Source organism: Mycolicibacter senuensis (assembly GCF_003284925.1).
GTDB classification, from domain to species: Bacteria; Actinomycetota; Actinomycetes; order Mycobacteriales; family Mycobacteriaceae; genus Mycobacterium; species Mycobacterium algericum_A.
Genome location: NZ_QMEX01000023.1, coordinates 20059 through 41196, shown reverse-complemented (window position 1 = coordinate 41196; position 21138 = coordinate 20059). Strand labels below are relative to the sequence as shown.

Annotated in this window: 17 protein-coding genes; 3 read left to right on the top strand and 14 right to left on the bottom strand. The window is 69.1% G+C overall.

The features are described from left to right. The first annotated feature begins 131 nt into the window (after positions 1 to 131). Positions 132 to 590 (top strand): ferritin-like domain-containing protein, encoded by a 459-nt coding sequence (locus tag DQP56_RS08865; protein ID WP_112684584.1) that lies wholly within the window; start codon positions 132 to 134, stop codon positions 588 to 590. A gap of 30 nt (positions 591 to 620) precedes the next feature. Here the strand turns inward: DQP56_RS08865 and DQP56_RS08860 are convergent, their stop codons facing one another. From DQP56_RS08860 to mqo, 4 genes are all read right to left on the bottom strand, one after another. After that, complete coding sequence (locus tag DQP56_RS08860) at positions 621 to 2378, bottom strand: proline--tRNA ligase (protein ID WP_112684583.1); 1758 nt, start codon at positions 2376 to 2378, stop codon at positions 621 to 623. Between the two features lie 71 nt (positions 2379 to 2449). Continuing rightward, positions 2450 to 4030, bottom strand: coding sequence for an MFS transporter (locus tag DQP56_RS08855; protein WP_112684582.1), 1581 nt, complete (start codon positions 4028 to 4030; stop codon positions 2450 to 2452). Between the two features lie 33 nt (positions 4031 to 4063). Further along, the gene (gene cobA, locus DQP56_RS08850) at positions 4064 to 5281 is read right to left on the bottom strand and encodes a uroporphyrinogen-III C-methyltransferase (RefSeq protein WP_112684581.1); all 1218 of its coding nucleotides are present in this window, start codon (positions 5279 to 5281) and stop codon (positions 4064 to 4066) included. Positions 5282 to 5290: 9 nt separating this feature from the next. Beyond that, positions 5291 to 6745: a malate dehydrogenase (quinone) gene (gene mqo, locus DQP56_RS08845; RefSeq protein ID WP_112684580.1), complete on the bottom strand. Its 1455-nt coding sequence runs from the start codon at positions 6743 to 6745 to the stop codon at positions 5291 to 5293. A gap of 39 nt (positions 6746 to 6784) precedes the next feature. On the opposite strand from mqo, the gene mtr reads away from it, so the two are divergent. After that, positions 6785 to 8173 carry a mycothione reductase gene (gene mtr, locus DQP56_RS08840; RefSeq protein ID WP_112684579.1) on the top strand — a complete coding sequence of 463 codons (1389 nt, stop codon included), beginning with the start codon at positions 6785 to 6787 and terminating at the stop codon, positions 8171 to 8173. 27 nt (positions 8174 to 8200) lie between these two features. Next, positions 8201 to 9997: an acyl-CoA dehydrogenase gene (locus DQP56_RS08835; RefSeq protein WP_112684578.1), complete on the top strand. Its 1797-nt coding sequence runs from the start codon at positions 8201 to 8203 to the stop codon at positions 9995 to 9997. Between the two features lie 18 nt (positions 9998 to 10015). On the opposite strand, the gene DQP56_RS08830 is transcribed toward DQP56_RS08835, so the two are convergent. The 10 genes from DQP56_RS08830 to DQP56_RS08785 all read right to left on the bottom strand — a co-directional run bounded on the left by DQP56_RS08830 (position 10016) and on the right by DQP56_RS08785 (position 21127). Continuing rightward, the gene (locus tag DQP56_RS08830; protein ID WP_112684577.1) at positions 10016 to 10792 is read right to left on the bottom strand and encodes a 3-oxoacyl-ACP reductase; all 777 of its coding nucleotides are present in this window, start codon (positions 10790 to 10792) and stop codon (positions 10016 to 10018) included. After that, a complete protein-coding gene (locus DQP56_RS08825; RefSeq protein WP_112684576.1) occupies positions 10793 to 12157 on the bottom strand; it encodes an aldehyde dehydrogenase family protein in 1365 nt (454 codons plus the stop codon). It abuts the gene before it with no gap. Continuing rightward, a complete protein-coding gene (locus tag DQP56_RS08820) occupies positions 12154 to 12909 on the bottom strand; it encodes a gamma-glutamyl-gamma-aminobutyrate hydrolase family protein (protein ID WP_286167726.1) in 756 nt (251 codons plus the stop codon). The genes DQP56_RS08825 and DQP56_RS08820 overlap by 4 nt, the downstream gene beginning before the upstream one ends. Next, the gene (locus tag DQP56_RS08815; RefSeq protein ID WP_112684574.1) at positions 12896 to 14260 is read right to left on the bottom strand and encodes a glutamine synthetase family protein; all 1365 of its coding nucleotides are present in this window, start codon (positions 14258 to 14260) and stop codon (positions 12896 to 12898) included. The genes DQP56_RS08820 and DQP56_RS08815 overlap by 14 nt, the downstream gene beginning before the upstream one ends. A gap of 63 nt (positions 14261 to 14323) precedes the next feature. Then, complete coding sequence (locus DQP56_RS08810) at positions 14324 to 16063, bottom strand: AMP-binding protein (protein ID WP_112684573.1); 1740 nt, start codon at positions 16061 to 16063, stop codon at positions 14324 to 14326. Positions 16064 to 16156: 93 nt separating this feature from the next. Further along, positions 16157 to 16720, bottom strand: a complete 564-nt coding sequence (locus tag DQP56_RS08805; protein WP_112684572.1) for an alpha/beta fold hydrolase — start codon at positions 16718 to 16720, stop codon at positions 16157 to 16159. 80 nt (positions 16721 to 16800) lie between these two features. After that, positions 16801 to 17658: a type I methionyl aminopeptidase gene (gene map, locus DQP56_RS08800; RefSeq protein ID WP_112684571.1), complete on the bottom strand. Its 858-nt coding sequence runs from the start codon at positions 17656 to 17658 to the stop codon at positions 16801 to 16803. 22 nt (positions 17659 to 17680) lie between these two features. After that, positions 17681 to 18253 (bottom strand): DUF1707 SHOCT-like domain-containing protein, encoded by a 573-nt coding sequence (locus tag DQP56_RS08795; RefSeq protein ID WP_112684570.1) that lies wholly within the window; start codon positions 18251 to 18253, stop codon positions 17681 to 17683. Between the two features lie 47 nt (positions 18254 to 18300). Beyond that, positions 18301 to 20121, bottom strand: a complete 1821-nt coding sequence (locus tag DQP56_RS08790; RefSeq protein ID WP_112684569.1) for a penicillin-binding transpeptidase domain-containing protein — start codon at positions 20119 to 20121, stop codon at positions 18301 to 18303. A 154-nt stretch (positions 20122 to 20275) separates the two neighbouring features. Further along, on the bottom strand, positions 20276 to 21127 hold the full coding sequence (locus DQP56_RS08785) for a GNAT family N-acetyltransferase (RefSeq protein WP_112684568.1): 852 nt from the start codon (positions 21125 to 21127) through the stop codon (positions 20276 to 20278). Positions 21128 to 21138: the final 11 nt, after the last annotated feature.

The window sequence follows — 21138 nt, the reverse complement described above, 5'->3', positions numbered from 1 at the left end:
AGCGCACTGCGCGCGGCGGCCGACAGCGCCGGCCGCTTGGCCACCATCGCCACGGGATACCGCGCCGGGCTGCTTGCCTCCGTCGCGGCGGCCTGCACGGCCTCCTACGCCGTCGCATTGGTGGTGCAGTCATGACCTCGGCCGAGCCCAGTCAGCTCAGCGCGCCCGACGCCGCCCTCTGCGATGCGCTGGCCACCGAGTACGGCGTCGTCTACGGCTACGGGCTGGTGTCGGCGTACTCGCTGCCGGAGCTCAACGACCTGGTGGTTCCCACCATCCGTCAGCACCGCGAGCGCCGGGATCGCACCATCGCCATGCTGGCCGCTCGCTCCGTTCCGGTCCCGCAACCCGCCGCCGGGTATCAGTTGCCCATGCCGCTGACCACCTCTGACGACGCGCTGCGACTGGCGGTCCGGATGGAGAACGACACCGCGACCGCCTGGCGCGCGGTCGTCGAGCAGGCCCGCGAACCTGCGGATCGCGAGTTCGCCGCGACCGCGCTGGGCCAAAGTGCGGTATTCGCCGCGCACTGGAACCGGGCGTTGGGGAACTGGCCGATCACCCGGGCATTCCCCGGCGGCCAGGACTGAGGCGCGACTTTTCCGGTGGCGACCGCCCGGTCAGCCGGCCTCGGCGCGGACGGCCGCCAGGACCTGTCCGGCCAGCCCGGCGTCGATCGACAGCTCGCGGGTCTGCCCGGAGAAGCGGTCCCGCAGTTCGACGACCCCGTCGGCCCAGCCACGTCCCAGCACCACGATCCACGGCACACCAAGCAGTTCGGCGTCCTTGAACTTCACCCCCGGCGAGGCCTGCCGGTCATCGAACAGCACGTCCAGACCGAGCCGGTCCAGCTCGGCGGCCAGCTCGGTGGCGCCGGCGCGGGCGGCCTCGTCCTTGTTGGCGATCACCAGGTGCACGTCGAACGGCGCGACCTGCGCCGGCCAGCGCAGCCCCAGCTCGTCGTGCTGTTGTTCGGCGATGACGGCGACCAGCCGCGACACCCCGACCCCGTAGGAGCCCATCGTCAGCCGCACCGGCCGGCCGTCCTCGCCGAGCACGTCGGCGGCGAACGCGTCGGTGTATTTACGGCCCAGCTGGAAGATGTGGGCGATCTCGATGCCGCGGGCACTGACCAGCGGGCCCGACCCGTCCGGGGAGGGGTCACCGTCGCGGACCTCGGCGGCTTCGATGGTGCCGTCGGCGGTGAAGTCACGGCCGGCGACCAACCCGACGACGTGCTTGCCGGGAGCGTCGGCACCGGTGATCCAGCTGGTGCCGTCCACCACGCGGGGGTCGACCAGATAGCGGATACCGTTGTCTTGCAGGGCTTTCGGGCCGATGTAGCCCTTCACCAGGAACGGGTGTTCGGCGAAGTCGTCGTCGGACGCCCAGGCGTACTCGGCGGGGTCGAGCGCCGCGCCCAGCCGCTTCTCGTCGACCTCGCGGTCGCCGGGCAGCCCGATGCCCAGCAGATGCCATTCCCCGCCCGGTAGCCGCACCTTGAGCAGCACGTTCTTGAGCGTGTCGGCGGCGGTGACGCTGCGGCCCAGTCCGGCGCTGTTGGCCCAGTCCACCAATGTGGCGATGGTCGGGGTGTTGCCGGTGTCGTGCACTTCCGGCTCCGGCAGGCCCTCGATCGGCTGCGGCTGCGGGCGAGCGGTGATCACCGCCTCGACGTTGGCGGCGTAGCCGGACTCCGGGCAGCGAACGAAGGTGTCCTCGCCGACCTCGCTTTCGGCCAGGAACTCCTCGGAGGCCGATCCGCCCATCGCGCCCGAGACCGCCGAGACGATCACGTAGCGCACGCCCAGCCGGTCGAAGATGCGCTGGTAGGCGACCCGGTGCGCGTCATAGGCGGCCTGCAGCCCGGCGTCGTCGACGTCGAAGGAGTAGGAGTCCTTCATCACGAACTCGCGGCCGCGCAGGATGCCCGCCCGTGGCCGCGCCTCGTCGCGGTATTTGGTCTGGATCTGGTAGAGCACCACCGGGAAATCCTTGTAGGAGCTGTACTCCCCCTTGACCGTCAGGGTGAACAGTTCCTCGTGGGTGGGGCCGAGCAGGTAGTCGTTGTCGCGGCGGTCCTTCAGCCGGAACAGGCCCTCGCCGTACTCGGTCCAGCGGTTGGTGGTCTCATACGGTGCGCGCGGCAACAGCGCCGGGAACAGGATCTCTTGGCCGCCGATGCCGTTCATCTCCTCGCGCACCACGTTCTCGATGTTGCGCAGGACCCGCAACCCCAGCGGCAGCCAGCTGTAGAGGCCCGGCGCGATCGGCCGGATGTAGCCGGCCCGGATCAGCAGCTTGTGGCTGGGGACTTCGGCATCGGCGGGGTCGTCGCGCAGCGTGCGCAGGAACAGTTCGGACATCCGGGTGATCACAGGCCGAGAGCCTAACTTCTGGCGGTGCGGGCGCTCCGGGAAGCACCCTGTTCACGGCGGTCCGTCGGCAGTTACAGGTTGCCCGCGCCGAACGCGTCCTGGGCCTCCTGGGCATGCGCGACCTGCTTGGCCGAGTAGCCGATCAGCAGCGAGATGGCGCCGACCAGCACGGCCACCCCGGCCACCCACAGCAGCCCGTAGGTGTAGCCGGCGTCCAGCGCGGCGATCTGGGTGGGGTTCATGGTCTTGACCGGCATGTTGGTACCGCCCAGATACAGCGTGCGCGAGGTGATGACGGCCTGGACGACCGCCAGCACGATCGGGCCGCCGAGGTTCTGCAGCATCAGTGCGATCGCCGAGGTCGGCCCGATCTGGTCGAAGCCCACGCCGGCGATCGCCGACAGGGTCAACGGCACCACGATCACGCCGATCCCGAGTCCACCGAGCACGATCAACGTCACGAAGTTCGGGAAGTACGCAATGTCCCGGTCGATCGTCGATCCGTAGACCATCGCGCCCAGCAACACCACGCCACCGGCGATCACCAGCACCCGGGGCGGGAACAACCGGACCAGCTGCGACGACACCCCGAGGCCGACGCCCAGCCCGATGACGAACGGGATGAACCCGACGCCGGCGCGCAACGCGGAATAGCCCATCAGATCCTGCACGTACAGCCCGATGGTCACGGTCAAGGTGAACAACACCCCGCCCGCCAGGAAAATGGCCGCGAAGGTGAGCAACCGGTTGCGGTCCCGGAACAGGCTGAACGGCACCACCGGGTTCTCCGCGGTGCGTTCCACCAGCGCGAAGGCCAACAGCGCGACTACCGCCACCACCCCCGAGCCGATGGTGACCGCCGAGATCCAGCCCTTCTCGGGACCGATCGTGAACGCGAACACCGCGGCGGTGCAACCCAGCGTCGCCAACAGCGCCCCGGCGGCATCCAGCTTCATGCGCTCGCGCTGGGTCTCGGTCAGCGCAGTCCGGGCCAGGTAGATCATCAGCAGGCCGATCGGCACGTTGATCCCGAACGCCAGCCGCCACGACACCTCGGTCAGTGCACCGCCGGCCACCAGACCCATCACCGAGCCGACGGCGGTCATGGCGCCGAACACCGCGGTGGCGGCGTTGCGGGCCGGCCCCTTCGGAAACGTGGTGGCGATCAGCGCCAGCGCGGTGGGCGAGGCGATGGCCGAACCGACGCCCTGCAGCAGCCGGGCGATCACCAGCGTGGGGGCGTCCCAGGCCGCCGCGCACAGCACCGAGGCGATGGTGAACAGCGCGACGCCGCTGATGAAGGTGCGTTTGCGGCCGATGGTGTCGCCGAGCCGACCACCGAGCAGCATCAGGCCGCCGAAGGTCAGCACGTAGGCACTGATCACCCAGCCGCGGCCGGCATCGGACAGACCGAGGTCGTTCTGGATCTTGGGAAGCGCGACGATCGCGATGGTGCTGTCCATCGTGGCCAGCAGTTGCATGCCCCCGATGGCGATCACGGCGTAGATGAAACGACGAGAGGGCAGCATGGATGACATATACCTGCTCGTGCGGCTGACGAATTCCGAGCCCTGACGAGTCGGGGAAGCCGCTCCGGTGGCGTCTGCCGGCCACTGCGTGGCCGCCCGGCCTGCATCGTCGAGAGCAGTCATAACGGGCTACCCTACAGTAATATTAAGAGATGTTTAAACCCCGAAGCCCGCGACTGCCCCGATAACGACGATCGCAGGAGGTCGGATGCCCTCCGCGCGGATCTTCTCGGGCGCGTCGGCCAGCGTGGCTCGGAGCGTGTGCTGGGCGGGAGTGGTCCCGTGCTGAACCACCAGCACCGGTGTATCCGCAGGTCGGCCGCCTTTTTGCAGTACCGCGCTGAACTGCTCGATACGTTCGACGGCCATCAGCAACACGATGGTGCCGCGCATCGCGGCCAGTGCATCCCAATTCACTAACGATTCCGGGTCATCGGGGGCGATATGGCCGCTGACCACCACGAATTCGTGGTTCACCGCCCGGTGCGTGACCGGGACGCCAGCCTGCGCCGGCACCGCTATGGCACTGGTCACACCCGGCACCACCGTCACCGGAATCCCGGCGTCGGTGCAGGCCAGGACTTCTTCGTAGCCGCGCGCGAACACGAACGGGTCGCCGCCCTTGAGTCGCACCACGAACTTGCCGGCCGCGGCGCGTTCGATCATCAGCCCGTTGATGGCGTCTTGGGCCATCGCCCGGCCGTAGGGGATCTTGGCAGCGTCGATGACTTCGACGTGCGGCGGCAGTTCGGCGAGCAGTTCGGGCGGCGCGAGCCGGTCGGCCACCACGACGTCGGCGTGCGACAGCATGCGCCGGCCGCGCACCGTGATCAGTTCCGGATCGCCGGGGCCACCGCCGACCAGGGCCACGCCGCCGCGGACCACGTCGGAGGTCGCCTCGATGTCCAGGGCGATCAGACCGGACTGCAACGCCTCCCGGATCGCCGAACGGATCGCCGCCGACCGACTGTGCTCGCCGCCGGCCAGCACCCCCACCGACAGGCCGGCGTAACTGAAGCTGGCCGGGGTGACCGCCGATCCCTCGACGGCGAGATCAGCGCGCACACAGAAGATCCGGCGACGGTCGGCCTCGGCGACCACGGCGGCGTTGACATCCGGGTCATCGGTGGCCGCAATCGCATACCAGGCGTCGGTGAGATCTCCATCCCGGTACGCGCGCGACACCAGCGTGATGCCGGGCTTGCGCTCCCCCAGTGCCTCGACCGACGGGGTCGCGCCGGGTGCGATCACCACCACCTGGGCGCCGCTGTCCACCAACAACGGCAGCCGCCGCTGTGCGACGCCTCCGGCGCCCACCACCACGACCTTGCGTCCGGCCAGCCGCAGCCCGACCAGATATGGGTTCTCGGTCACGCGATAACTCTAAGGCTGGCCGTCGGAGGCCGGATGCAACGCAAGCTGTCGGGTCCCCCACTCCCACACCTGCTCGAACAGGGCGGGCTCTTCGGCGAGCCGCACGCCCAGCGACGGGACCATCTCCTTCAACGTCGGCAGCCAGCCCGCGAACCGGCTCGGGAAGCAGCGCGCCAGCACGTCCAGCATGGCCGGCACCGCGGTCGACGCTCCCGGCGAGGCGCCCAGCAGGCCCGCGATGCTGCCGTCGGCGGCATGCACGATCGTGGTGTCGAACTCCAGACGGCCACGGCGGATCACCTGCACCCGCTGGCCGGCCCGGATCGGTGACCAGTCCCCATCGAGGGCATCCGGGACGAAGTCGCGCAGCGCAGCCGGCCGCGCGGCGGGGCCTCGCCGCAGTTGACCGAGGAGGTAGCCGACCAGTTTCCGCTCCCGGATCCCCGCGCCCAGCAGTGACGCGGCGTTGTCCACGCGAAGCGATCGGGGCAGATCCGTGGCCCGGCCGTGCTTGAGGAATCTCGGCGACCAGCCCGCGAACGGCCCGAACAGCAGCCACCGGGCACCGTCGACCACCCTGACGTCCAGGTGCGGGGCCGTCGTCGCGGGCGCGCCGGGCGCCGGGGTGCCGTACACCTTGGCGCGGTGGGCGGCGACCAGCTCCGCGACCCCGCTGCGCAGGAACGCCCCGCCGATCGGGAATCCGCCGAAGCCACGGATCTCGCAGATGCCCGAGCGCTGCAGCAGTCCCAGCGTGGCTCCGCCCGCCCCGACGAAGACGAATTTGGCTCGCAGCCCGCGTCTTTCGCCGCTGTGGCGGTCAATGAGGCCCAGCATCCAGCCACCGTCGGGTTCTCGGCGGATCGCGCGCACCTCGTGGCCGAACAGCGTCTCGGTGCCGTGGCGCACGCCGTAGCCGATCAGTTGCCGGGACAGCGCACCGAAGTCGACGTCGGTGCCGTGGGGCGACCAGTCCAGCGCCACCGGCTCGCCGGGATTCCGGCCGGCCGCCATCAGCGGCAGCCGCGCCGCGAACTCATCGAAGTCGGTGATGAACTCGGCTCCGGCGAACAGCGGGTTTCCGGCCAGCGCGCGGTGGCGGCGACGCAGCTGATCGACGCCGTCGGCGCCGTGGACGAAGCTGACGTGCGGGACCGGGTGCACGAAGTCACGCGGCTGGCCGAGCAGCCCATGTTGCACCGCGTAGGCCCAGAACTGGCGGGTCACCTGGAATTGCTCGTTGACGCGGATCGCCTTCTCCGGCGCGTAGAACAGCTCGCACAGGCCGGCATGGCCGGTGCCGGCGTTGTTCCACGCGTCGGTGCTCTCGGCAGCGGCGGTGTCCAGCCGCTCGATCACGGTGATCGAGGCGCCCGGCTCCAGCCGGCGCAGTATCGCCCCCAGCGTGGCACTCATGATGCCCGCACCGATCAGCGCGATGTCGGTCTGATCCGATGTGGACACGCCACTGAGCGTATCGCCCACACGGTTTAGGCTGACGCCATGGAAAGCTACGATCTGGCGATCATCGGAACCGGTTCGGGCAACAGCATTCTCGACGAGCGTTACGCCGACAAGCGGGTGGCGATCTGCGAGCAGGGCACCTTCGGCGGCACCTGCCTGAACGTGGGGTGCATCCCGACGAAGATGTTCGTCTACGCCGCCGAGGTCGCCGCGACGGTGACCCAGGCGGCGCGCTACGGAGTGGACGCCCGCATCGAGAAGGTCCGCTGGCCCGACATCGTCTCGCGCGTCTTCGGCCGCATCGACCCGATCGCCGCCGGCGGCGAGCAGTATCGCCGCAGCCTGCCGAACGTCGACGTCTACGACCAGCACACCAGGTTCGCCCCGGTCGGTTCCGATGGCGGATACGTGCTGGCCACCGCCGGCGGCGAGCAGTTCAGCGCCGCGCAGGTGGTGATCGCCGCCGGCGCGCGGTCGTGGATTCCGCCGGTGATCGCCGACAGCGGGGTGCACTACTACACCAGCGATGACGTGATGCGGATGGCCGAGTTGCCCGAGCACCTGGTGATCATCGGCGGTGGTTTCATCGCCGCCGAATTCGCGCACGTCTTCTCCGCCTTGGGTGTCCGGGTCACGGTGGTGATCCGCGGCTCGACGTTGCTGCGGCACTGCGATGAGACCGTCGCCGAGCGGTTCACCCGGATGGCCGCGGGCAAGTGGGAGGTGCGCTCGCAGCGCAACGTGGTCGCCGCCCGGCAGCAAACACCCGCCCACACCGGCGTCATTCTGGAACTCGATGACGGGTCGATCCTGCGGGCCGATGCGCTGCTGGTGGCCACCGGCCGGGTTCCCAACGGCGATCTGTTGGAGGCCGGGCAGGCCGGCATCGACATTGCCGGCGGCCGGGTGGTGGTTGACAAGTACCAACGAACCACGGCGCGCGGTGTTTTCGCGCTCGGCGATGTCTCCTCCCCGTATGAGCTCAAACACGTCGCCAACCACGAGGCCCGGGTGGTACAGCACAACCTGCTGTGCGACTGGGACGACGTCGACGCGATGCGGATCACCGATCACCGTTACGTGCCGTTCGCGGTGTTCACCGACCCGCAGATCGCCGCCGTCGGATTGACCGAGAGCCAAGCGCGGGCAAAGGGACTCGACATCTCGGTGAAGATCCAGGACTACGGCGACGTCGCCTACGGCTGGGCCATGGAGGACACCACCGGGTTCGTCAAACTGATCGCCGAACGCGGCACCGGGCGGCTACTCGGTGCGCACATCATGGGCCATCAGGCATCGTCGATCGTCCAGCCGTTGATCCAGGCCATGAGCTTCGGGCTGACCGCGGCAGATATGGCCCGCGGCCAATACTGGATCCACCCGGCACTGCCGGAGGTCGTCGAGAACGCGCTGCTCGGCCTTCAATGAGCCCCGGTGCGCCGATAGGAGAGAGCGATGAAGTCCACCCTGCTGTCCCGCCCCGACCTGGATTTTCTGCTCTTCGACTGGCTGCGGATCGAGGAGCTGACCCGCCGTGGCCGGTTCGCCGAGCACTCCCGAGAGACCTTCTCCGACACGCTGGATCTGTGCCAACAGCTGGCGACCCGCTATTTCGCCCCGCACAACAAGAAGAGCGACGCCCACGAACCCACCTTCGACGGGACGAAAGTCACCATCATCGGGGAGGTCAAGGAGGCACTGGCCGCCTGCGCCGACGCTGAGCTGATCGGCATGGCCATGGATTATGACCTCGGTGGTGCGCAACTGCCGGCGACGGTGGCCCAGGCCGGGTTCGCCTGGTTATTCGCCGCCAACGTCAGCACCGCGGGCTACCCGATGCTGACCATGGCGAACGCAAACCTGCTCGCCAAGTTCGGCAGCGAAGAACAGCTCGCCGCCTTCGTCAAACCCATGCTCGCCGGCCGCTTTTTCGGGACCATGTGCTTGTCGGAGACCCAGGCCGGGTCGTCGCTGGCCGATATCACCACCCGCGCGGAACCGCGCGCCGACGGCACATTTCGGCTGTTCGGGTCGAAGATGTGGATCTCCGGTGGGGAACACGAACTGACCGAAAACATCGTCCACCTGGTGTTGGCCAAGATCCCCGGCGGTCCGGCGGGCACCAAGGGGATCTCGCTGTTCATCGTGCCGAAGTATCTGGTGAATCCCGACGGCACGCTGGGTGAGCGCAACGATGTGGTGCTGGCCGGGCTCAACCACAAGATGGGCTATCGCGGAATCACCAACACCGTGCTCAACTTCGGCGAGGGCGGCCACCGGCCCGGCGGCGAATCGGGCGCGGTCGGCTACCTCGTCGGTGAGCAGCACCGCGGCCTGACCTACATGTTCCACATGATGAACGAAGCCCGGCTGGGTGTGGGCATGGGTGCGATCGCGCTCGGCTACACCGGCTACCTCAAGTCGCTCGACCACGCCCGGGACCGGCCGCAGGGCCGCCCGGTGACGGCGAAAGACCCGGCGACGCCGCAGATTCCGATCGTCGAGCATGCCGACGTCAAACGGATGCTGCTGGCGCAGAAGTCCTATGTCGAGGGCGCGTTGGCGTTGGCGCTGTACTGCGCGCGGCTGGTCGACATCTCCCACACCGCAGAATCCGATCAGGAACTCGAGCAGGCCACCGCGCTGCTGGACATCCTCACCCCGATCGCCAAGAGCTGGCCGTCGCAGTGGTGTCTGGCCGCCAACGACCTGGCCATCCAGGTGCACGGCGGCTACGGCTACACCCGCGAGTACGACGTCGAACAGCACTACCGGGACAACCGGCTCAACCCGATCCACGAGGGCACCCACGGTATCCAGAGCCTGGACCTGTTGGGACGCAAGGTGGTTCAACGCGATGGAGCCAGTCTGGCCGCCCTGCACCGGGTCATGACCGACACCATCACCGCCGCCCGCCGGGCCGGCGCCGAATCGGCTGACCTCGCGGATCGACTCGATGCGGCTATCCAGCGGCTGGTCGATGTCACCGCCGGCATGTTCGCCGCCGGCGACATCGACGCCGCGATGGCCAACAGTGCGATCTATCTGGAGGTGTTCGGCCATGTGGTGATCGCCTGGATGTGGCTGGAACAACTGCTGGCCGTCGCCGATCGCAGCGGGGACTTCTATGACGGTAAGCGCCAGGCCGCCCGGTACTTCTTCCGCTATGAACTACCCCGAACCGGACCGCAGCTCGACCTGCTGGAAAGCCTGGACCGCACCACGATTCAGATGCGTCCGGAGTGGTTCTGACAGGCGCGCCGCGGGCTCCTACAGCGGAGTGACGTAGGCCGAGCTGATGCCGCCGTCGACCAGGAAGGTCGAACCGGTGATGAACGAGGCGTCGTCGCTGGCCAGGAATGCCACCGCGGCGGCGATCTCCTCCGGCTCGGCGAACCGGCCCACCGGAACGTGCACCAGCCGGCGCGCCGCGCGCTCCGGGTCGGCGGCGAACAACTCCTGCAGCAGTGGAGTGTTCACCGGTCCGGGGCACAGTGCGTTGACCCGGATGCCCTGGCGGGCGTACTGCACGCCGAGCTCCCGCGACATGGCCAGCACGCCGCCCTTGGAAGCCGTGTAGGAAATCTGCGAGGTGGCCGAACCCATCACCGCCACGAACGATGCGGTATTGATGATCGAGCCGCGTCCGGCCGGCGCCATGTGCCGCAGCGCAGCCCGGCAGCACAGGTAGACCGATTTCAGGTTCACGTCCTGAACACGTTGCCAGGCCGGCAATTCGGTGGTTTCGATCAGGTCGTCGTCCGGCGGCGAGATGCCGGCGTTGTTGAAGGCGATGTCGACGGAGCCGAAGGTCTGCGCCGCGGTGTCGAACAGCGCGTCGACCTGCTCCTGGTCGGAGACGTCGACCGGGATGAACAGACCGTCCAGTTCTTCGGCGACCGCGGCACCCGCCGAGGGGTCGAGGTCACCGACCACGATGCGGGCGCCCTCGGAGCGCATCCGCCGGGCGGCCGCAAGGCCGATTCCGCCGCCGGCACCGGTCACCACGGCGACGCGCCCGGCCAGGCGTTGGGTCAGGTCGGTCACTCACATCTCCTTCACTGCGATGAACACGTTCTTGGTGTCGGTGAAGGCCAGCGGGGCGTCCGGCCCCAGCTCCCGGCCCAATCCCGATTGTTTGAAACCCCCGAACGGGGTGTTGAACCGCACCGACGAGTGCGAATTCACCGACAGATTGCCGGCGTCCACCGCGCGCGACATCCGCAGCGCCCTCGACAGGTCGTCGGTCCAGATCGAACCCGACAGCCCGTAGACGGTGTCGTTGGCCAGCGCCACCGCGTCGGCTTCATCCTCGAACGGCAGTACCGTCACCACCGGGCCGAAGATCTCCTCGGTGACGCAGCGGTCATCACGTGCGGGGGTCAGCACCGTCGGCGGGAACCAGAATCCCGGGCCGTCGGGCGCCCGGCCGCGGAAGGCGACCGGTGCGTCGTCGGGAACGTAGGAGGCCACCTTCTCCCAGTGCGGTCGCGAGACCAGCGGGCCCATCTCGGTGTCACGCGAGGCGGGGTCGCCCACCACGACACCGGCGACCGCGGGCTCGAGCAGCTCCATGAAACGGTCGTAAACACTTGCCTGCACCAGGATCCGGCTGCGGGCGCAGCAGTCCTGCCCGGCGTTGTCGAACACCCCGTAGGGCGCGGTGGCCGCCGCCTGCTCCAGGTCGCAGTCGGCGAACACGATGTTGGCGCTCTTGCCGCCCAACTCCAGCGTGACCCGTTTGACGCCCGGGGCCGCGGCCGCCAGCACCCGGGTGCCGGTGACGGTGGAACCGGTGAACACGATCTTGGCCACACCCGGGTGGGTGACCAGGCGCTCCCCCACCTCGGCGCCGGGTCCGGGCAGCACCTGCAGCAGATCGGGGTCCAAGCCGGCGTGAACGGCCAACTCCGCCAACCTGATCGTGGTCAGCGGGGTCCACTCGGCGGGCTTGATCAGCACCGCGTTGCCGGCGGCCAGCGCCGGGGCGAACCCCCACGCCGCGATCGGCATCGGAAAGTTCCAGGGTGTGATGATGCCGACCACGCCGAGCGGCTCGTGGAAGGTGACGTCCAGCCCGCCGGCCACCGGTATCTGCTGACCGGACAACCGTTCCGGGCTGGCCGCGTAGAACTGCAGCACGTCGCGGACATGCCCGGCCTCCCATTCGGCGGCCGACACCGGATGGCCGGCGTTGCTCACCTCGAGGGCGGCCAGCTCGTCGACGTGGGCGTCGACTGCCGCGGCGAAGGCGCGCAGCGCTGCGGCGCGGTCAGCCGGCGCCAGTCGCGCCCACCGCTGCTGCGCTGCCTGCGCCCGGCGCACCGCGTCGTCGACGGCCGCGGTATCGACATGCTCGACGGTAGTGAACACCGCCCCGGTGGCCGGGTCGATGAGGTCGTGTGTCGTCATCGCCTCACCCGCGCCGCCGCATAGTGGCGCGCCGCGTCCACGATCGCGGTGAACAGCCGCAGATCATCCAGCGACGCTTCCGGATGCCACTGGACCGCGAGCACGAAGTCCGCCCCGGGAAGCTCGATCGCCTCGATGACACCGTCGTCATCGCGCGCGCTGACCACCAGCTTGTCCCCCAACTCGGCGATCGCCTGGTGGTGGTAGCACTGCACCTGGCAGGTCTCGCCCAGCAGCTCGGCCAGTCGGGTGCCCGCCACGGTGCGCGCCGGCATCGGGGTGAACACGCCGTTGCCGGCCCGGTGCGCGTTGTTGCCGAGCACGTCGGGCAGATGCTGGTGCAGCGTGCCGCCGAGCGCGACATTGAGCACCTGGGCGCCGCGGCAGATACCCAGCACCGGCAGCCCGCGCCGCAGCGCCTCGGCCAGCAGCGCAAACTCCCAGGCGTCCCGCCGGGGGTCGGGCCGATCGGTCTCGGCGTGCGGCGGCTGGCCGTAACCGGCGGGGTCGAGATCCCTGCCGCCGGTGATCACCAGGCCGGAAAGACCGTCGAGCACCCGTGCGGCGACCTCGGGCGTCACCGGCTGCGGCGGCAGCAGCACCGCGATACCGCCGGCGGCGGTGATGCCCTCGAGGTAATCGGCGGGCAGCAGCCCCGCCCGCACATCCCACACCCCGAACTGCGCCCGGTCGAGGTAGCTGGTCAGGCCGACCACCGGGCCGGCTGGTTCAGGCGGTTCAGAACCTCTCAAAGCCCCGAACCCTTTCCCAGTCGGTCACCGCGGTGCGGAAGGCGTCCAACTCCACCCGGGCGCCGTGCAGGTAATGCTCGACCACGTCGTCACCAAAGGCCTTGCGCGCCACTGCCGATTTGGCGAACCCCTCGGCGGCCTCGGCCAGCGTCGACGGCAGGTGCGGTAACCCGGCGTGGTAGGCGTCACCGTCGACCGGGTCGGGCAATTCCAGGTCGTTGTCGATCCCGTGCAGGCCGCCCGCGATCAGCGCCGCCACCGCCAGGTAGGGGTTCACGTCGCCGCCGGGGACCCGGCACTCCATCCGCAGCGAGTCGCCGCGGCCGATCACCCGCAATGCGCAGGTGCGGTTGTCCAGACCCCAGCCGATCACCGTGGGAGCGAAGCTGCCGCCGACGAATCGTTTGTAGGAGTTGATGTTCGGCGCGTAGCACAACGTCAGCTCGGACAAGGTGGCCAGCACACCGGCCAGGAAGCTGCCGAACAACCCCGACATGCCGTGCGGTGACGTCGGATCGGCGAACACCGCCTCGCCGTCGGCGCTGCGCAGCGACAGGTGCACATGGCAGCTGTTGCCTTCGCGTTCGTCGAATTTGGCCATGAACGTCAGGCTCTTGCCGTGCTGGTCGGCGATCTCCTTGGCGCCGCTCTTGTAGACGCTGTGGTTGTCGCAGGCGACCAGCGCCTCCTCGTATCGGAAAGTGATCTCCTGCTGGCCGGTGTGGCACTCTCCCTTGACGCCCTCGCAGCGCATTCCGGCGCCGGCCATGCCCAACCGGATGTCACGCAGCAGCGGTTCCAGCCGGGCACCGGCGACCAGGCCGTAGTCCGCGTTGTAGTCGGTCGCCGCTGTCAGGCCGCGATAGCCGGCGGCCCATGCCTGCCGGTAGCTGTCGTCGAAGACCAGGAACTCCAGTTCCGTTGCGGCGTAGGCGACCAGCTCGCGTTCGGCCAACCGGGCGAGCTGAGCGGCCAGGATCTGGCGGGGCGACACCGCGACCTGGCTGCCATCGGGCCAGTAGGCATCGGCGAGCACGTGGGCGGTGCCGGGCAGCCACGGGATGCGCCGCAGCGTCGCGAAGTCCGGTCGCAGCACCAGATCGCCGTAGCCGGTGCCCCAGTCGGCGATCGGGTAGCCGGGAACGGTGTTCATCTCGACGTCGACCGCCAGCAGGTAGCTGCAGCACTCCACGCCGTGGCCGGCGACCTCGTCGAGAAAGTGCTGCGCCGCGACCCGCTTGCCGACCAGCCGGCCCTGCATGTCGGTGAACGCCACCACAACGGTGTCGATGTCGCCGGACCCGACCAGTTGCTGCAGCTCGATCTGGGACAGCATCGCTGGCCGGGTCATAGTGCTCCTTCGCCGACGACGATCCCCCTGACAGTTGAGTGCTGTCAGGCTACCCGCCCACCGTCAGCCGATGGCCTCCAGCCGACGGAATTGCTGGGACCGGTAGCAGTCGGCACAGGTCGATCGGCGGATCTTGCCGCTGGTGGTGATCGGTAACGAGCCGGGTGCCACCAGCACCAGATCGGCCACCCGCACCCCGTGCAATCGCGACACTTCCGCCGCCACTTGCCGTTTCAAGGTCTGCATCCGCTGAGATTCCTCGCCGGGATTTCCCCGGCTTTTGATTTCGGCGATGACGACCAGCTGCTCGCGGCCGTCCCGGCTGACCGGGACGGCAGCCACCCGGCCGCCGGTGAGCTCCTGCACCGTCGCCTCGATGTCGTCGGGGTAGTGGTTGCGGCCGTCGACGATCAACATGTCCTTGATGCGGCCGACGACCAGCAGTTCGTCCTCGTGAATGACGCCGAGGTCGCCGGTGCGCAACCAGGGTCCCGTCGGGGTGCCCGGGGTCGGAACGTCGAGCCGCCCCCCGAAGGTACGTTCGGTCGCCTCCGGGTTGTGCCAGTAGCCGCTGGCGACGTTGGGCCCGTGGATCCAGATCTCGCCCACCTTGCCCGCGGGGTTCTCGGTACGGGTGTCGGGGTCGACGATCCGCACCGTGCAGGCGCGTGGGGCACCGATGCTGACCAGGTCGGCGCCGGCGGGGCTGACTTGGGCGGTGCCGGCCACCAGTTTCTCGTAGTCGAGCCGGACCGTCACCGGCCGATTCGTGCGCGGCGCCGATGCCACGTAGACCATCGCCTCGGCCAGCCCGTAGGAGGGTGCCAGGGCGTTGGGCGGCAGGTTGAAGCGGGCGAATCGCTCGGTGAAGCGACGGATCGTCGCCGCGTGGATACGCTCGCTGCCGGACAGGATGGTGTGCACCCCGCCGAGGTCGAGTCCGGCCATGTCGTCGTCGGTCGTGCGTCGCGCGGCCAGCTCGAACGCGAAGTTCGGCCCGGCGGTGAACGAACAGGGGTTGCCGGCGAGCTGCTGCATCCACCGGGCCGGCTTCTGCAGGAAGGCGATCGGGCTCATGATCACCGAGGGACGGCCCAACGTGACGGCGCCCATGACGCCGAGCAACAAGCCCATGTCGTGGTAGAACGGCAGCCACGAGACCAGGGTGGTGTCGAGCGGCGGGGCCCCGCCGTCGTCGCCGAAGTAGTCGGCCATCACCTGCTCGATGTTGGCGAACACGTTGCGGTGCGAGACCACCACGCCGCGCGGTGAGCCGGTCGAACCGGAGGTGTACTGCAGCAGCGCAGTCTTGGTGGTCAGCGCGCCGGCACCGTTCCAGCCGGCCGGCGAGTCGAGGTCGAGCAGATCCACCTCGATGATCGCCGGCGGGTTGCCCCCGACGGCGCTCACGCAGGTGTTGATGTCACCGGCCACGGCCGATGTGGTCAGCACCGCGGCCGGGGCGCAGTCCTTCAGCGCCGCGGTGACGCGTTCGTCGCGGCTGCCGAACGCCGGCACCGGTAGCGGGACCACGATGCAGCCGGCCTCCATCGCGCCGAAGAAGGCGGCGATGTATTCCAGGCCCTGCGGTGCCAGCAACGCGACGCGGTCGCCCGGCGAGGCCACCGCGGCCACCTCGACGGCGACCGACTCGGTGCGCCGCAGGATTTGCGGCCACGTCAGGGTCTCTGCGTAGCCCGCTTGATCGACGTCGTAGTCGATGTAGGTGAACGCCGACCGGTCCGGCCATTGCTGAGCCCGTTCGCGCAGCAGTGCCGGTATCGAATGCCCCCACGACAACACTTCTTACCCCCCGATTTGTGCTATTCGATTTTTCTGAACGCGGCGGCCCGCTATGCCGCACGGCGATGCCGAACTTACTCTTGTCGCCAGCCCCTACCAGGTACTGGCCCGCAACACGATCTCCATCGCGAGTTGCGCGGTGAACTCTTGGGCGCTGCGGCGCCCGGGAAGCATCACCAGCCGGTGTTCGCCGTAGACGAACCGCTGGCTGGCTTCGGCCACCGAAGCGGCGGCGCGGGAACTGACCAGCACGGTGGTGTTGATCTCGACCGGCGGGCAGCGTTCGTCGCGGATCGACCCGCCCAGATCAGGTGCCCGCGGATGTCCCCGGTCGAGTACCACCAAGCCGGTGAACCGGTCCGGGCGGGTGGCCGCGAGCTCCCAGGCGTTGTCACCGCCACTGCGGTCGCCCACCAGCACCCCGCATTGGACTCCCAGCGAATCCAGGATGCCCACCACGGCCTTGGGTGTCAGTCGCGAGTCGGCGCCGATCACGATGGTGCGCAACGACGCGGTATGCAGCCGTTGACAGACCGCCTCGTAGGCGGTCAGCGGGTGTTGGGCGGCCGCGAGCATGACCACGACCGGCCCGTTGTGCGGGCCGGCGACATCGATCGGGATCGGAAACCCGTCGATGGTCATCATCGTGCCCGGCATTTTCGCAACGCTACCGCCAGCGGGGCCACATGGGGCGATTTTGACAGGCCTTCAGCAGCTCAACAGAAACGGCGGTGACGTCACGGAAGTGTCAGGATCTCGGCCCCGTCATCGGTGACCACCAAGGTGTGCTCGAACTGCGCGGTCCACTGCCCGTCGCTGGTGACCACCGTCCAGTCGTCATCCCAGATCTCGTAGTCCAACGTCCCGAGATTGATCATCGGTTCGATGGTGAACGTCATGCCCGGTTCGATGACCGTGTCCACCTCGGGCTGGTCGTAGTGCAGCACCACCAGTCCGTTGTGGAAGGTGGTGCCGATCCCATGACCGGTGAAGTCGCGGACCACGTTGTAGCCGAACCGATTCGCGTACGCCTCGATGACCCGGCCGATCACCGACAGCGCCCGGCCCGGTTTGACCGCCTTGATCGCGCGCATCGTGGCTTCCCGGGTGCGCTCGACCAGCAGGCGGTGCTCCTCGGAGACCTCCCCGGCCAGAAAGGTGGCGTTGGTGTCGCCGTGCACACCGTCGATGTAGGCGGTGACGTCGATGTTGACGATGTCCCCGTCGGCGATCACCGTCGAGTCCGGGATGCCGTGGCAGATGACCTCGTTGAGGGAGGTGCAACACGACTTGGGAAAGCCCTTGTAGCCCAGCGTGGAGGGGTAGGCGCCGTGGTCAACCATGTAGTCGTGGGCGATGCGGTCCAGCGCGTCGGTGGTCACCCCGGGGGCGACGGCACTGCCCGCCGCGGCCAGCGCGCCCGCGGCGATCCGGCCAGCCACCCGCATCTTCTCGATCACCTCGGGTGTCTGCACCCACGGCTCGCTGCCCTCGGCGACGGTGGATCTGCCGACGTATTCCGGCCGCGGGATCGACTTGGGCACCGGTAGCGTCGGGGACACCACACCGGGGGAAAGCGGGGTACGGACGGCCATCACGCCAGCTTAACGGAGCTGTTCAGCGCCGCCAGCGCAGCTTGCGCTGGGGGCCCTTGATGTCCACGGAGCCGCACACCACGCGTCCGGCCAGCACCACATGCGGCGTGCCCTCGGCGGGGGCGTCCCTGCGATGGTCCTTGGCGCTGCCGAAGTAGACCTCGACGTCGTCGATGGAGGCGCTCGCGCCGTCGGGCAACCGGATCGCGACCGAACCGAATCGCATGTCGAGTTCGATGACGACCACCGGCCCGGCGAACCGCGCCCTGGTGAGATCGAGGTCCACCGAGCCCAGGCGGCGCACCAGGGCCAGCCGGGTCGGCACGATCCACTCCCCGTGCCGCTTGAGCGAGCCGGCCCAGCCACGCAGTTCGACCCGGTCGGCCGCCGAGCTGACTATCGCCCGCGGTCCCGGCAGGTCTCCGATCAGCGTGTCGAGTTCTGAGCGCATCCGCGCCTGCGACACCTGGGCGGCACGCTCCTCGAATTCGCCGATGTCGATCAGCCCGAGCGAGACGGCGTTGTGCAGGCGACGCAGCGTGCCGTTGCGGTCCGCATCGGAAATACGCAGGGCCACGTCATCGAGACCGGTCATGGCTTCTCAATTTACCGCCGCCGGCCGGCGCGTGCCCCAGAGTGCGGTCAGAGCAGGAAGTTGTCCGGCAGCGAGTCGAACATCACCTTGGTCATCCGCACCGCGTACTCCGAGCTCCCACCGCCGACGATCAGCGCCGCGAAAGCCATGTCGCCGCGGTAGCCGGCGAACCAGGAATGCGACCCGCCGGCGAACTCGGCCTCGCCGGTCTTACCGAATACCGGTCCGCATCCGGCCAGTGCCCGGGCGGTGCCGTCGGTGACCACCAGCCGCATCATCTGACGCAGGCCGTCGAGCATCTCGTCGCTCACCGGCGGGCCCACCGGGCCGTTGACGGTGGTCGGCCGGCCCTCGATCAGCCGGGGCACCGGCGTCTTGCCGGCGGCCACCGTCGCGGCGGCCAGCGCGACGCCGAACGGGCTGGCCAGCACCTTGCCTTGGCCGAATCCGTCCTCGGTCAGTTCGGCCAGATCCACCGTCGGCGGCACCGAACCGGTGACGGTGGTGATGCCGTCCACCAGGTAGTCGACCCCGATCCCGTACCGGCTGGCCGCCTGGGAGAGCGCCCGCGGCGGCATCCGGCTGGCCAGCTCGGCGAACGTGGTGTTGCACGAGTTGGCGAAGGCCCGCGACATCGACACCATGCCCAGGTCGAACCCGCCGTAGTTGGGGATGGTGCGCTGGCCGATGTCAAGGCTGCCGGGACAGCCCACCATCGAATTCGGCGAGACCATGTCCCGTTCGATCGCCGCGCCGGCGGTGACCATCTTGAACGTCGAGCCGGGCGGGTACAGACCGGTGGTCGCGACCAGGCCGTCGGCGTCGGCGGCGGCGTTCTGCGCGACCGCCAGCAGCTCGCCGGTCGACGGTTTGATCACCACCATCATCGCCTGGTTGCCGCGGGTGTTGACCGCGTTCTGGGCGGCACGCTGAACCGATCGGTCCAGGCTGATCGTCAGCGACGGTGCCGGTAACGGGTCGACTTCGTGCAGCACCGCCACGTCGACACCGTTCTGGTTGACGCTCACGACGCGCCAGCCCGCCTCGCCGTCGAGTCGGTTCGCAACGGCTTTCTTCACCTCACCGACGAGCACCGGCGCGAACCGGTCGTCGGTGGGCAGCAGCTCCGGACGCGGGGTGATCACCACCCCGGGCAGCGCGCCGATCGCCGCCTCGACGCGATCGTGGTCGTTCTTGCGCAGCGTGATCAGGCCCAGCGGAGTGACCGACGAACTGGCCTGCTCGGCGAGCCGTTGCGGGTCGCCCAGAGTGTCGTCGAACGGCCGCAGCGCCTCGATCACCGCACCCGCGGTGCGCATCAGGTTCCGCCCGGCCCGGCCGGCGTCGAGTTCGTAGTGGTAGACGTAGCCGGGCACCAACACGTCGGTACCGCCGGCCTCGTTGACCGAGGCGCGGCGCGGCGGATCGGCCCGCAGCGCGAAGGTCTGGTGTTCCCCGAGCTTGGGATGCAGGCCGGTCGCCGTCCAGCGGACCGCCCAGTGCCCTTCGTTGCGCACCATCTTGAGCTGGCCGTCATAGGACCAGGCGCGGTTCTTCGGCAGCCGCCAGGTGTAGCGGTAGGACACCGTGCCGGTGTCGTCGTTGTAGCGCGTACCGATGACCTGGGCGTCGAGGTGCTCGGCCTGCAATCCTGCCCAGGCCGCGTTGAGGGCGCTGCGGGCGGTGGCCGGGTCGTCGCTGAGCTCGGCGGCGGTCGCGGTGTCACCGGTGGCCAGCGCGGCGAAGAACCGCTCGGCGGTGGGCCCCGGGCCGTCCGGGCGGGGCGTGCACGCCGACAGGCCGGCCACGGTGAGCAGCACCGCGAACAGGCCTGTGACTCGTGTGGCTAGTGAGTTTGCAGTTGTCATTGAGGCAGATGTTACGAAATGGAAACGGTTGAGGCGCGGAGGCGCACCGAGGCTGTAGCTAGCGTGTCCGCTACTCGAACTTGTCCGCGCCAACTACAGCTTCGGCGAGAAGGTCGCGAGCTTCGGCGAGAAGTTCGCGGCAGCGCGCATCCGCTCAGTCCAGCAACACGGTCGCAAAGGTGCCGGCCTGGGTGAATCCGACCCGCTCGTAGGTGGCCCGAGCCACCTCGTTGAAATCGTTGACGTACAAGCTGGCGACGCGGCCGGTGCCGACGATCACCGCGGCCAGCATCGCGGTGCCCCCGGAGCCCAGCCCTTGGCCCCGTCGTTCGGGGTGCACCCAGACGCCCTGGATCTGCCCCACTGCCGGTGACTGCGAGCCCACCTCGGCCTTGAACACCACCTCGCCACGTTCGAACCGAGCCCACGCCCGGCCGGCCGCGATCAGGTTGGCCACCCGGCGGCGGTAGGCGCGGCCACCGTCACCGAGCCGCGGATCCACCCCGACTTCGCCGATGAACATGTCGACGGCCGCCACCAGGTAGGCGTCGAGTTCGTCCGGGCGCACTTGACGAACCTCCGGGTCCATCGGGCACTCGGGCATGGTGCGCAATGCCATCAGTGGCTGGCTCTCGCGCACGTCGCGGGCCGGACCCCAGACATCTACCAGGCGCTGCCACATCGGCAACACCAACTCGGCACGGCCGACCAGCGATGAACAGCGCCGGATGGCGCTCACCGCCTTGTCGGCGAAGGCGGTCAGGTCGGCCGGCGTCCCGCGCAGCGGTATCAGGTTCGCCCCGGCGTAGCACAGCGATTCGTCCACGCCGCCGCGCGTCCACAGTTCCCCGCCGATGGAACGGGGATCGACACCGTGGTCGGCGACGCGGGCCGCAACCATGCAGGAGCCGACCGGATCCGCGTCGAGCACTCGCCACACCGCGGCGACGTCGCGCGCGACGGACACCCGTCGCTGATCGAGGCGGAAATCCGGCGGAGCCGACATAGTGACTCTTT

Coding starts and splice junctions, on each gene's coding strand:
- DQP56_RS08825 (WP_112684576.1), bottom strand. CDS start 12,157: ATGACGACACACGACCTCATCGACCCGGCCACCGGGGCGGTGTTCACT.
- mtr (WP_112684579.1), top strand. CDS start 6,785: ATGGAAAGCTACGATCTGGCGATCATCGGAACCGGTTCGGGCAACAGC.
- DQP56_RS08855 (WP_112684582.1), bottom strand. CDS start 4,030: ATGACTGCTCTCGACGATGCAGGCCGGGCGGCCACGCAGTGGCCGGCA.
- DQP56_RS08790 (WP_112684569.1), bottom strand. CDS start 20,121: ATGACAACTGCAAACTCACTAGCCACACGAGTCACAGGCCTGTTCGCG.
- DQP56_RS08805 (WP_112684572.1), bottom strand. CDS start 16,720: ATGCCGGGCACGATGATGACCATCGACGGGTTTCCGATCCCGATCGAT.
- map (WP_112684571.1), bottom strand. CDS start 17,658: ATGGCCGTCCGTACCCCGCTTTCCCCCGGTGTGGTGTCCCCGACGCTA.
- DQP56_RS08795 (WP_112684570.1), bottom strand. CDS start 18,253: ATGACCGGTCTCGATGACGTGGCCCTGCGTATTTCCGATGCGGACCGC.
- DQP56_RS08835 (WP_112684578.1), top strand. CDS start 8,201: ATGAAGTCCACCCTGCTGTCCCGCCCCGACCTGGATTTTCTGCTCTTC.
- DQP56_RS08785 (WP_112684568.1), bottom strand. CDS start 21,127: ATGTCGGCTCCGCCGGATTTCCGCCTCGATCAGCGACGGGTGTCCGTC.
- DQP56_RS08865 (WP_112684584.1), top strand. CDS start 132: ATGACCTCGGCCGAGCCCAGTCAGCTCAGCGCGCCCGACGCCGCCCTC.
- DQP56_RS08815 (WP_112684574.1), bottom strand. CDS start 14,260: ATGACCCGGCCAGCGATGCTGTCCCAGATCGAGCTGCAGCAACTGGTC.